Genomic DNA, 13,247 nt, shown 5'->3' with positions numbered 1-13,247 from the left:
ATGCGTTTATTTACAAAATGGGTCGGCCTAAGCATCGGAGTTTTCATTACTACCCTTACGTGGGCGCAACAATGGGTGGTGACCACCGCCACTGATGGGCAGGGCATTTACGGGATAAAAGGCATCCCGAGCGCCGAAAATTCGCCAGGAAAACGAATCGGTGCCGCCTCATGTACCGATAAAAACGGCAATCTATGGCTCTATGGCGGAGGAACCGACGGGAATAACCTAGGTGATTTATGGCGATTTGATGTCAGTACCTATCAGTGGACGTGGGAGAGCGGCTCCAATCTGCCCAACAGAGCCGCAAACCACGGAACCAAAGGAGTTGCTTCCACCGAAAACTTTCCAGGCGGCCGAGTTGGGCATACCCTGTGGGCCGACAACGACGGCAATCTATGGCTCTACGGCGGTAGCCGCCCTTTAGCCGACGATTTTGCTACCTCCATGATCATTGGTAACGACTTATGGAAATATAACCCCACCGCTAAAACCTGGACTTGGATGCACGGCTCCAATCAAACAGTGCAAAGCGCCAACAAAGCTATTTATGGTACATTGGGAGTGCCCACGAGCCAAAACACCCCTGGTGGGCGGTACTTCGGTACGGGCTTCAAGGATAAATTTGGCCACCTGTGGCTGTTTAGCGGCAACGAAGGCAATGACCTTTGGAAATATGACGTCCAAGCAAACGTATGGTTGTGGATAAAAGGCAATAATACCCCAAAAACTGCTGGTAGCTATGGACAAAAAGGCGTTGAATCTCCGCTTAACCTACCCGACAGCCGCACCCGCACCACGGGTTTTACGGATGCCAATGGTGATTTCTGGATTTTTGGTGGCCAACATTACAACGACGACGATGATAGTTTTTACCTGAACGACCTCTGGAAATACAATTTCGCCACTAACCGCTGGGTGTGGATGAGTGGAACGCAATCTTATAATCACAAAGGTTCATATGGCACACTGAGGGTTCCATCTGTCAACAACATCCCAAGGGCGCGCGAGAGCGCAGCAGGGTGGGTGAATAAAGACGGCTATTTGGTGGTTTTTGGTGGCGGAACGGAGCAGGGGAATCTGCTCAACGATACCTGGTACTACAATCCCAAAACGCAGGAGTGGTCTTGGCGCTCGGGAAGTAACGAAGTAAATTCTGATGGCGAAATAAGCCGCACCGACCCCGATGAAGACAATGCCCCCAGCGCCCGAAGCATTGCTGCCGTTTGGGAAGATTCGCTCGGCAGTTTATGGATGTTTGGAGGACTCGGAATCAAGCGACAATATACTTTCGAGGGCTATACACCCATTAAACATCTCGTGATGAGCCACCTCAACGACATGAATAAAATTTGGGTGCCTTCCGTCGATTTAAAAGCAGCTGTCAAAACGGAAGCCGTTACGTATGGTGAGCAAAACCTGCAACTGCTCACGATAACCGTCAGTGAGCAAAGCAACTACGGCGCAACCCGTATAAAAGTACGTACGCCGCTTCCCAAAGGCATGAAGTTTTACCGACGTAAATCCAGCAGCGTTGTCTTGGGAGACCTGACGGTTTCAAACGACACCCTCGATTGGTACATTCCGTATGTTGTTCCTAAAACGTCCGCAACGCTTCAATTTTATGCGCAATTGGACGCGGCCCAACAGCCCGATGGCAAGTTTCAGGTATGCAGCTCTATCTATTATCAATACGCACAAGAGTCCAACGACGCCGATAATCAAGCGTGTATCACGGTCGAAAGCAGCACAAAAGTGATCAGCCGAGGCACTTCATGGGCCTATTTGGACAATGGGACACTTTTGAACGGCACCGATTGGCAAACAAACACTTACAACGACGCTACATGGAAAACTGGGAGCGCACCGCTGGGCTTTGACCGCAACAACCGCTGGGCCAACGTAGATTACAAACCAGTAACTCTGCTTTCGCAAGGCCCTACCAGCGCTCAACACAAACAATATTATTTCCGTAAACAATTCGCCTCTGGTAAAACAACGGCCAATTTTCGCCTAAAACTCTGGTTTGATGATGGCATTGCCGTTTTTGTTAATGGCAAACCCGTCTATCAGAAAAACGCGACAGACACCGACGGCGATGGGTATGTAAACTATCCCAACGGCTCGGAGGTATTGACCGACACCCTCCTGCGCCTCAATAATCTTTCAACCACCCAAGCCAATCAGGTGGCCGTAGTGGTCTATCAAAACAGCCCGACGAGCAGCGATTTATTGTTTGATTTTCAGCTAGAAACGATTCCGCTAGGTCTCACTCGCCAGCCCTATTTACAACTACCCGGGCCCAATACCATGACCATCCGTTGGTACACCACCGAAGCCATTAACGGCATTGTACGCTACGGAACCGACCCCGCCAATTTAAACCTAACGGCGCAGGATTATACCCTCGACACGGTCCAGATTGTCAAGCTAGAAGGGTTGGCAAGCGGTACCAAATATTACTATTCGGTAGGCTACGGCGACCCCGAAAACCCCGTTGTGTTACAGAGCAATCCCGAAATCAATCAGTTTCAGACATTATCCAGCACATCCACTACCCTGCGTTATTGGCTTTTGGGAGATGCGGGAGCGGGAAAAGCCCAAAACCAACGTCCCTATCGCGTCCGCGATGCGTACTTGAATTACCTCAAATCAAAAGGGAATCCCAACATAGACGGAATCCTATTTTTGGGGGACAATTCCAACACCCAGCCTTTTGAAGGGCTACAACAGGCTTTGGATACGACTTTTTTCAGGTTTTATAACCGCCCTGCTGACAAGCCACTTTTGTCTAAAACCCCCTTTTGGACAGTATTAGGCAATCACGACTATGATCCTGACAACGCTTTTGTACTCAATGATAAAATTGTTAAAATCCAAAAAGCTTACCACAAACAAACAGCGGCAAGTTATTCGGCCTTTTCGTATCCTCGCCCTACATTGGGGGTTGAAAAAGGGTATTATTCCTTCAATCAGGGGGATGTTCACTTTGTGGTTTTGAATCCATATCTTATTGAGGGGCATAGCCTATGGGTAGACCCCAACGAGCAAGCAGAATACAAACAAATATGGGGCGACCTCTCCATTGTACGGGACCAAAACGAAGGCGATGTAAATCAAATACCTCAGATACAGTGGCTTAAGAATGATTTGGCTAACAACACCAAACGTTGGACCGTGGTCACCTTTCACATTCCTCCTTTTTCTACCATCGGACATTTTGAAGACGAAGCTGATTTGAAGAGAGTGAGAGAGCGCCTGCTGCCTATTCTGGAAGAGCCTGCCTACCACGTAGATGCTATTGTGGTTTCTCATACCCATGCGTACTTACGGGCGGGTATGGTTAGAAAAAGCGGCACTACCCGTAAAACTGATTTCAGCCTAAACGGTAACTTGGGGCGCACAACCCCATACGTAAAAACAAGCGCCGAAACGGCTTATTCTTACATTTTGACGGGTTCGGCAGGTAGAGGTTTTTACAGCCCCACTTTAAACGACGGCGGATACAACCCTACCGATGCCAATGTGGTCAAATCACCAAGTACTTCCATGCTTCCATTGGATGTGCTTGCGTCGAGCAATGATTTTTACCACGTAACTGGCGGCTCGGTCGAATTACTTTTCAATGACAATCGCCTAGATGTTAAGTTCATCAAAGAACCCGAAGGTAGCAATACCTTCGTCGTTGCCGACTCGTTTAGCATCATCAAAGACCCCAGCGTAAAGCGCCTGATGCCTTTTACAAGTACTTGGTTTTCGCACGTGGAGTTGCATTCTTGCGTTAGCGGCAGTGGTGGCCCTTATTACGCTCCCGAATGGAGCAATTTTACCGCTTGGAGCAAGGATACAGTCTGGAATCCCCAACGTGACAATGATTGGTACGGTCAGGCACCTTTTGTAGATTATACGGCTTGGAATACCAACGGATTGAAAGATGGAACCCTCATCAGAGACCTTGAGATTGGCGGAAACGCGTATTTCAAGAAAATCTTTATCTTATCCCAAAAAAACAACTTTACGGGCTTTCAATTGCAGATTTCCCGTTTCCAAGACGTGGCAGTGGGTATTTATATCAATGGCATGAAGGTCGATACCCTTCTCGCCCAATCTGGACCTATTTTCACCAAAAATATCCTTAGCATTCCGACTCAATTTTTTAAAGAAGGAGTCAATATTATTGCTTTAAAAACCCGTCCGCTGTGGTCATGCGGCGGTGGGCGCAACTACACGCCCTATCTGTTGGATGCTGAACTCTCAGGCCTAACTGGTGCAACACCTGCCCCTGCTTCGAAGGCAGTTATGGAAGTACAAACCAATAAATTGGCCTATCCCACTTTGTGTTCTGGCAATAGCTACAACATTCCTTTCAGTGTAAAAAACAATGCTCCTAACACCGTCTATGAGGCCTATTTATCAGCTTTAAGTCCTAGCTTTTATCCAAAAAGAACCGTTATTGGCACTGGTCAAACCAGCCCTATGAAAATTACCTTGCCAGATTCATTGCTCCACGGTGACTATCAGATTGCGGTGGTCCCTGCCCAAACTTCCATTTTTGAGGCAAAACAAGCGGCTTTTTATACCATTCAACTGGCGCCCAAAGTTACCTTTTCCACCCAAGACAACCGGCAAAGCGCTGAAATCTGGAAAGGCGAGAGTATTCCGATGCAGCTTAAATTTACGGGCATTCCTCCTTGGAGTTTTACCCTTTCAAACGGCCTGACAGACCAAACCGCTCAAAACACCTACTTGTTTCGTACCACCCCCGACTCAAGCCTAACTTACACCGTAACCATGAAAAATAGCTGCGGATTGGGTCGCGTGGAGGGTCAGGTGCGCGCAGTGGTCAAAAAAGCTACGGTCCAAATAACCAGTTTAAACAAAACAAATTACTGCCCTGCTGATTCGATAACAATAGGCTTCAAAGCCGATATTCCGACTGCACCGACGTATAAATTTACGGCTTATTTATCCGACAAAAACGGTCTTTTCAACCGCCCAATTACGCTCGGAACCAATTCCGTTACCAATCCTGTTTTTCCATTTAACGAAGTCATCAAAGCGAAATTGCCTGATACGCTATCCATGGGTGCGGCCTACCAAATCCGCGTAAGTACCTCTACCACCCTTCCCACAGAAGAAGTTGTTTCGGTACCTTTTGGGATGCGAATCTTGCCCAGCGGCACCCTTGTAGAAGCGCAGAAGAAAGACTCTTTAAGCATTCTGACGGGCGAGCCTATCACCCTTCAAATGGATTTTAAAGGCAGTTTTCCGTGGAATTATGTCATTGGCTACGGCTCCTCCGACACGCTTTCGGGTAGTACCACCCGTACGCCGCTTCTGAGGAGCGTTCAGCCCAAAGGATCAGATGTGTACACGCTGCGCTCGGTGAGCAATGCATGTGGAGAAGGGAAAGCATCGGGCAGAGTGACCGTCACGCTCATTACGGCCGTTGACAATTGGGGCGTCGCTCAGTTACGGGTTTATCCCAATCCAACCACCGATTATCTTCATATCGTGATTTCAGAAATTATCTCAAGCGAGATTCAGTGGCAGGTGGTTGATAATACTGGGCGTATTTTGCTAAAGAAAGAAGCAAAAAATCTTTCTTCTTATGACGAAACCATCAACACTACGACTTGGCCCGCAGGCACCTACTTCTTAAATCTAAAAATGGGCAACCGTAAGGCTACTTTCAAAATCAGTAAACAATAAATGTTACCAACGGAGCCGTGGTTTAAACGGCTCCGTTGGCTATTTTTAATCTTTCTTCACACTGCTTCCGCCCGATACATTGGAGCGTACTTCTGGGTTGCCACGGTAGCGCAAGCTGCTACCGCCGCTCGCATCTACTTTCAAAGATTTATCAACCAATACGTTGGCGTTACTTCCGCCCGAGAGGCCCAAATCAACATTATCAACCACGTAATCAAAAGCATTTAACTTAGAGGCCCCCGACAAATCGCCGGTCAGGCTTAGCCCCTGCCCGCGCAATGTAAGATTGGAGGCTCCCGAAAGGTCAATGTCTACGCGTTCCCAGTCGCCGTCAATGGTCGATTTTGATGCGCCCGACAATTCCACTTCCAAATCACGGGTATTGGTAAAGCCGTCAATGGTAGAAACGGTGGCACCTGAAAAATCAACTCCGCGTAAAACAGGCATCGTAATATCGACGTCCATGTCATAGCGCCGAACCCGGTAATTACGGTAGCGAATGACCAACTTACCGCTGCGATCCACAAACACTTCTAAGTCATCAATATCGCGGCGGTCACCGCGCACAAAAATACTGAACTGGCCCGATTGGCGCACCTTTACGTCGAAGGCGCTACCCATTTCCAACCGGTCAAAATCGCGGAGATCGAAGGTTTCACTGTCAGGATTTTTAGGATCCAAACGAGCATCGCCATCAATAAAAACACAGGATTGAAGGGCAAAAATAAAAAAGACAAAACTTGCCAACCGGGCAGAAACAACACTTAACTTTTTCATGACTGTTATGGTATTAATTAAACTGTTTTGAACCTATGACAACTTACATTTCATCTTCCCCCATACTACACTGAAAAAAATATTTTCTTTTTTTTCAGTGGAAGCACCTCACTTGAAAGACATCAAAAAAAATACACGCCTCACGTAGGGGTAAACTTTGGTTCGCTTGTCCTACCTAAAATGCGGTTCCAACCATCATTTTCAACAACTCGTCACAAAAACGGCCCTATCGTTAAGGGTAAAGCGTTAACTTTGCCCCAAAACGATTCGTCATTTCGTGCAATTATCGGATACACAAATACTTATAGCCATTGGGCAGGGAAATGAAGGGGTTTTCGAACAGGTGTTTCGAAAGCACTACGGCAGCCTATGCGCCTACGGACGTTCGATTTTGCGGGATGCTGACGAAGCGGAGGAAATTGTCCAAACCGTGTTTGTGAACATTTGGGAAAAACGAACTGAGATTGAAATTACTCAATCATTGAAATCGTATTTGTACCGGGCAGTGCATAATCATTGCCTTAACCGAATCAAACACCAAAAAGTAAGGGATGAACACCAACAATACGCCACGTATCACCAAGAAACCACGTATGAATCAGTAAGCCAAACGGTCTATAAAAATGAGTTGGAACAACAGTTATCGGTAGCCATCGAAAAACTGCCCGAACAATGCCGAATCATTTTTAAATTGAGTCGTTTTGATGAACTAAAATACCAAGAGATTGCCGACCAACTGGGTCTTTCGGTCAAAACCGTCGAAAACCAAATTGGAAAAGCCCTCAAAATATTACGAACTGAGCTTGCGGATTACTTACCCGTTTTGATTTGGTTGGGTTTAACCGACTACTTATGATTGACAACTACTAAATGAATTCGAACGTACATATTCCTGACGATTTGCTGGCGCGTTACGTGGCAGGGGAAACCACCCCCGACGAAACCCGCCAGGTAAAAGCGTGGCTGGGCCAATCGGCGGGCCACGAGGAAGAACTGCTTCGTTTTCAGAAAATATGGGAAGCAGCAGAGGCTGTCAAACCAGTGTCCGAAGTCGACGTAGAGGCGGCTTGGAAAAAAGTCAGTGGTCGGTTTGAAGCTCAACCTTCAACGCCAGCCATGAACGATTCGGAAGTCGCCGCACAAAATCCGCTTCCGTTTACAATCCACAAAAACGACGACGACGTTCGGCCGCTTCGCTCGGGCAAGTCGCCTTCGAGCTTCCGTTTTTGGCGGGCGGCGGCGAGCATTTTAATCGTGATGGGCCTTGGTTGGTTGGGGTACCGTTTTTTTGAAAAATCAAACGAGCCTGCCATTGCCAGCGTCCTGAAAACCCAGCAAAAAACCACCGAGCATATATTGCCCGATGGAACAAAGGTTTTTTTGAATCACAACACAACCCTTTCGTACGCCAATGATTTTGGGCAGGATACGCGTACAGTTATGCTGAAAGGTGAAGCTTATTTTGACGTAAAACGCGACGAAAAACGCCCCTTTATCATTCAAGCTAACGGAACGGAAATCAAGGTTTTGGGGACATCTTTTAACGTACGTGCTTACGACCAAAAAGTCAACGTGGCCGTAACGAGCGGAAAAGTGCAGTTTTCGACGCCAAAATCCAAAACACTGTTGGTTAAAAATGAAACGGCCACCGCCCAAGCCGATACCATCATCAAACTTCCTGCCGTCGATTTGAACGCAATGGCGTACCGTACCAAAGTGTTCGTCTTTGACAAAACCAACTTAGGCGATGTGGTTGCATCGCTACGAGAAGGCTACCAAACCGACATTCAATTGAGCGGTCGTTTAAAAAATTGCCAATTAACGGCTCGCTTCGAACGCGAAAGTCTGGACGCTACCCTGAGCGTCATTGCCGAAACGCTCCACCTGCAAGTCACCCGAAAAGGGCAAACCATCCTGCTCGACGGGCAGGGTTGTCCTTAAAACATACTAGCCATGAAACACGTATTGACTCTCAACATCTTCCGCTTTCTCAACTTGCGGAGCCGCGTAACTTACGTCATTTTTCTTTTAACCTTTGGGTTTAACAGTTCGTTGAGCTTCGCTCAGAAAGCCTCGATTCTCGACCGAGCCATTACGGTACGGGTCACCAACGAGCGCCTCGAAGAAGTATTACGGATAATTGGCGAACGGGGTAATTTTAGCTTCTCGTATAATCCCAACGAGTTTGATTTGAATCGGCGCGTTACGCTCAATGCCGCTGGAAAAGCCGTTCGGCAGATATTGGACGAAATATTTAAAGGGGGGGCGGCCTACAAAGAGCGGCGTGGGCACATTATTCTCCAAAAAATCGCTGAATTGCCTGCCGAAAAACCCCAAGACATCATCATCAACGGTTACGTTTTTGACCGCGCCACGGGCGAGCGAATTGCCCAGGCCAGTATTTTCGAAAAACGCACCCTGGCATCCGCCATAACCAACCAGGCAGGATATTATCGTCTAAAAATACCTGCTACCCTCGCCAATCCGCGTCTGGAGGTTCGCAAGGAGCGATATTTTGGTTCTAGCATTGCGGTCACCGAACGCTCTTTGGACATCAGCTTGGTACAAATGCCCCTCGATGACCGATTACAGGCGGTTGCACCGCAACTCAAGACGATTTCTCGCCCCGCAACCGATACCCTAATCGTTCGGGTTCCCACCGTACAACCAATATTAATCGCCTCAAATGATACCGCACTTACCACGGCCAAGCCCAAGCGAACCAATTTAGATAAAGTTGAAAAAACCTTTGTCGATGCCTTTGCCACGGCTAAACAGGCGGTTCACATTCAAAACGTACGAGATACGCTTTATCGACCGTTTCAGGTTTCATTGCTTCCGTTTGTCGGGACCAACCACGTCATGAGCGGGAACGTCGTCAATTCAATGTCTTTTAATATCATCGCAGGCTATTCACTCGGCGTTAACGCCTTGGAAGTGGGTGGTTTTGCCAACCTTGTCCGTTGGAATGTACACGGTGCTCAATTTGCGGGCTTTGCCAATTTGGTGGGTCGGAACGTATACGGATTGCAAACATCAGGCTTTGCTAATGCCGTTTTAAAAAATGTTGAAGGCATGCAATTGGCAGGCTTTGCTAATGCCACAGGAGGCAATCACAGCGGGGTTCAGGTAGCGGGATTTGCTAACTTAACGGGTCAGAATTTTTATTACGGCTTCCAAAGCGCTGGCTTTGCAAGCGTTACAATGGGCAAAATGTACGGCTGGCAGATAAGTGGCTTTGCCAACGTAACGCTCGGCAACATGCGCGGCTGGCAGATAAGCGGATTTGGCAACGTAGCACTCAGGAAATTTCGCGGTGTTCAGATAAGCCCTTTTATAAACTATGCAACCATCCACGAAAAAGGGCTCCAATTGGGGGTATTCAACTATGCTGACTCATCAGGTGCCGTTCCCATCGGAATATTCAGTTTTGTAAGACGCAACGGGTATCGTCGTTTTGAAATCAGTACCGACGAACTCAATTACGCCAACCTTACCTTTAAAACAGGCGTTCGACGTTTGTACAATATTGTCACCATCGGTGGCAGTTTTGGCATGGCCGACAAACCCCTCTACACCTTTGGCTATGGCCTTGGCACCGCTATCAACTTCGGGCGTGGCTGGATGACCAACCTCGACCTCACCGCCAATAAAATCATGGAAGCCACCAATCGCTTCGATACATCCAATGGAAATTTTTACCGGGCAAGTTTAGGACTTGAAAAAAGAATCGCGCGCGGGGTGGCCCTCTTCGGCGCGGCCTCTCTCACAGCCATGACAGCCCAACCTGGTTATCTAAAAGTAGACAAATCAACTCTGTATCAAGTCTTTCCAAACACAACGCTTCGCAATGGCCTTGATTTGACCAATTGGGTAGGTTTTCAGGCGGGATTAAGGATTATGAACCGTTAACAATCGTTAACCAAACATTCAGTGACACGCTAAAATACCCGCGTCTAAACGTCGTTAAGTGATAAAACAACTTTAGACATGGTACCAACTTTACGTAACTTTTTTATTTTTTAATTAACCATCTTCTGACAAAATGAAAAGATTACGTCATCTATTAACCGCCCTTTCCGTAGTATGTGTAGGTTTATCGACCCAAGCACAAGTATCAATTGGGGCACGTGGGGGAGTATCGCTTGCTAAAACCACAGGCAACGGCGGATTTATCGAAAATTTTACGGGCAACCTTGATTATATCGTGAGTGGCAACGGTGCCATTTTCTTAAAAGTGCCGATTGCGGGCGGCTTATCGTTCCGTCCTGAGCTTGGATACAAGCAAAGCGGAGCGGGGATTTCTTCCAATAATCTGTTGGATCTCATCGGCGTAAATATCCCGTTGGGTGGAAGCATCAAGCAGCGTCTCACCTACATTCAGGCGCCTATGCTGTTCCAATACGATTTTGGCTACGAAGATAGCCCCGTCCAACCTTACCTCATTGCAGGGCCAACGTTCAATTACCTGGCCGATGGAAAAATCGTTTCGCGGGCGGATTTGATTTTATTTCAAACCCAACCTACCCGAACAAAAATTGGCTTGGGGACGTTTAACCGCTTTGAAGTAGGGGCTGCGGGCGGTGCGGGCCTTAGTTTTACGGTAGGAAATAGTAAAATATTTGTGGAAGGTCGTTACGAGCGTGGTCTGACCCGACTCTACGATACCCCACTCGTTAGGGTCCCCGTTCATAACCAAAGTTTCAGTGTTTTGGCAGGATTTGCAATACCTCTCGGACAGTAACGCGTGGGGGATTGCGGCAACCCAAAGGTCAGTTTTGAGAACCACATCGACGAGCCGCCCAACAGGTATCAGGTGAGCTAGGTTTCTCAAAACCTAGGCCGAGGTTGCTCACAACCTCGGCCTAGCAAAAAACCCTGACAGAACTGCATAAAAAAACCGCCTTTCATCAAGGCGGTTTTTTTGTTATTAAATAAAACTACATCGTTATTTTTTCAGCCAAGTATACAGATACGCTACGGCATGAATAGCGGCAAAAACCAAGGAGAAATAAAACAGCGGAGCATCTCCCTCAATTGATTGATTGTGGTGTACAAAAGCGACCACTCCCAATACTGCGGCGAGCGCTAATCCTGACAAGCACACTATCTTAAAATCCCCTTTTAAGGTACCTACTCCCGTAGACAATTTACTATTGTGGATACCATACCACAGATAGATATCGAAACCGATAATCATCCAGACAATCAAACGAATCCAAGTATCCAAAGGCAAAAATGCCATCATAAAGAAACAGGTAACAACCCCCAAAATAGGAACCAACGGCACCAAAGGAGTTACAAAAGCCCGGGGAGCATTGGGCATCTGCTTGCGCATTACGATGATACCGAGGCAAACCAGAATAAAGGCAAACAAAGTACCGATACTCGTCATCTCGCCTACCACCCTTGCGGGGATAAATGCTGCAAACAAGCTCACAAACAGCATAAACATGGCGTTGCTTTTGACAGGCGTTTGGAATTTAGGATGAACGCTTGAAAAGATTTTTGGCAACAATCCATCTTTACTCATACTGAAGAATACGCGCGTTTGACCCATGAGCATTACCAGAATAACCGAAGCATACCCCGCCAAAATCGCCACGATAATCGCCCGGTTCAACCAAGGATAATCTGGCACAATCACTCCTGCGGCATTGGGCGTTCCCATGTGCTCAATGGCTACGGCAACTGGCGCAATCCCATCCTGACCTTTAAAAGAAGTATAGCTTGTTACACCCGTCATGACATGGGCAAACAAAATATAGAGAATCGTACAAATCGCCAACGAAGCCAAAATACCGATAGGCATATCCTTGCGCGGGTTTTTAGCTTCTTGGGCGGCGGTACTTACCGCATCAAATCCAATGTATGCAAAAAAAACAATAGCCGCCGCTCGAATGATACCACTAAATCCATATTCACCAAAGGTGCCCGTATTGTCAGGAATATAAGGAACATAGTTATCGGTGTTGATATATTTCCAGCCCAAAACGATGAAAATAATCACAACTGCTACTTTCAAAGCTACAATAATACCGTTGACGGTAGCACTTTCCTGGGTTCCTTTCATGAGTAACAAACTCATCAGAACAACGATAAATACGGCAGGTAGGTTGATAAGCCCGCCATCCCAAGGCCCAACCGTGAGCGCAACGGGTAGGTGAACATCAAAGCCTTCCAGAAATTTCACTAAGTATCGACTCCAACTGATACTCACCGTAGCAGCCCCTACAGCGTACTCTAACACTAAATCCCAGCCGATAATCCACGCGATGAACTCCCCCATGGTAGCGTAAGAATAGGTATAGGCACTACCCGCCACTGGAATCATGGAGGCAAATTCGGCATAACACAACCCAGCAAAAGCACAACCGAATGCAGCTACTATAAAAGAAATGGTAATGGCAGGTCCAGCCTGATTGGCGGCAGCTCCCCCCGTAATTGAAAATAACCCCGCGCCGATGATTGCTCCAATACCAAGAGCAATCAAACTGCCGGGGCCAAGTGTACGTTTTAGTTGGTTACCTTCACCCGAAGACTCATTCATGAGTTTATCTAAGGGCTTTCTAGTCCAAAGTTGATTTGCCATGCTCGATTAGGTTAGAAATTTTAACAATAAGGTACTATCTGTTTGTGAATGAAATGGAATTGAAAAATACGCTCTTATTGGGTTGTTACCAAACAAACGCAAGGTAAACTTATTTTAAGGCAAAATAAAAGTGGTTAGTGGAATGACGGATGATTTGCTGAACAAC

Annotated in this window: 7 protein-coding genes; 5 read left to right on the top strand and 2 right to left on the bottom strand. The window is 47.1% G+C overall.

From position 1 onward, the window contains the following. Entirely contained in the window at positions 1-5,712 is a 5,712-nt protein-coding gene (locus GVN20_RS11725; RefSeq protein ID WP_166558499.1) for a kelch repeat-containing protein, read from the top strand. Between the two features lie 45 nt (positions 5,713-5,757). On the opposite strand, the gene GVN20_RS11720 is transcribed toward GVN20_RS11725, so the two are convergent. Continuing rightward, on the bottom strand, positions 5,758-6,489 hold the full coding sequence (locus GVN20_RS11720; RefSeq protein ID WP_166558498.1) for a head GIN domain-containing protein: 732 nt from the start codon (positions 6,487-6,489) through the stop codon (positions 5,758-5,760). A gap of 277 nt (positions 6,490-6,766) precedes the next feature. Here GVN20_RS11720 and GVN20_RS11715 point away from each other — a divergent pair, with 277 nt between their 5' ends. From GVN20_RS11715 to GVN20_RS11700, 4 genes are all read left to right on the top strand, one after another. Continuing rightward, complete coding sequence (locus tag GVN20_RS11715; RefSeq protein ID WP_166558497.1) at positions 6,767-7,345, top strand: RNA polymerase sigma-70 factor; 579 nt, start codon at positions 6,767-6,769, stop codon at positions 7,343-7,345. 14 nt (positions 7,346-7,359) lie between these two features. Then, entirely contained in the window at positions 7,360-8,430 is a 1,071-nt protein-coding gene (locus tag GVN20_RS11710; protein ID WP_166558496.1) for a FecR domain-containing protein, read from the top strand. Between the two features lie 12 nt (positions 8,431-8,442). Beyond that, positions 8,443-10,401, top strand: coding sequence for an STN and carboxypeptidase regulatory-like domain-containing protein (locus tag GVN20_RS11705; protein WP_166558495.1), 1,959 nt, complete (start codon positions 8,443-8,445; stop codon positions 10,399-10,401). Between the two features lie 133 nt (positions 10,402-10,534). Next, complete coding sequence (locus tag GVN20_RS11700) at positions 10,535-11,233, top strand: porin family protein (protein WP_166558494.1); 699 nt, start codon at positions 10,535-10,537, stop codon at positions 11,231-11,233. A 204-nt stretch (positions 11,234-11,437) separates the two neighbouring features. On the opposite strand, the gene GVN20_RS11695 is transcribed toward GVN20_RS11700, so the two are convergent. Further along, positions 11,438-13,081: an amino acid permease gene (locus tag GVN20_RS11695; RefSeq protein WP_166558493.1), complete on the bottom strand. Its 1,644-nt coding sequence runs from the start codon at positions 13,079-13,081 to the stop codon at positions 11,438-11,440. Positions 13,082-13,247: the final 166 nt, after the last annotated feature.

Origin of the sequence: Runella sp. CRIBMP (assembly GCF_009905605.1) — a bacterium.
Classification (GTDB): Bacteria; Bacteroidota; Bacteroidia; order Cytophagales; family Spirosomataceae; genus Runella.
The sequence above is the reverse complement of the archived record's forward strand: the minus strand, read 5'-3'. Positions and strand labels throughout refer to the sequence as shown.

What these genes read in the sequence shown, in the direction of transcription:
- GVN20_RS11700 (WP_166558494.1), top strand. Translation starts at nt 10,535, where the DNA reads ATGAAAAGATTACGTCATCTATTAACCGCCCTTTCCGTAGTATGTGTA.
- GVN20_RS11710 (WP_166558496.1), top strand. Translation starts at nt 7,360, where the DNA reads ATGAATTCGAACGTACATATTCCTGACGATTTGCTGGCGCGTTACGTG.
- GVN20_RS11720 (WP_166558498.1), bottom strand. Translation starts at nt 6,489, where the DNA reads ATGAAAAAGTTAAGTGTTGTTTCTGCCCGGTTGGCAAGTTTTGTCTTT.
- GVN20_RS11725 (WP_166558499.1), top strand. Translation starts at nt 1, where the DNA reads ATGCGTTTATTTACAAAATGGGTCGGCCTAAGCATCGGAGTTTTCATT.
- GVN20_RS11695 (WP_166558493.1), bottom strand. Translation starts at nt 13,081, where the DNA reads ATGGCAAATCAACTTTGGACTAGAAAGCCCTTAGATAAACTCATGAAT.
- GVN20_RS11705 (WP_166558495.1), top strand. Translation starts at nt 8,443, where the DNA reads ATGAAACACGTATTGACTCTCAACATCTTCCGCTTTCTCAACTTGCGG.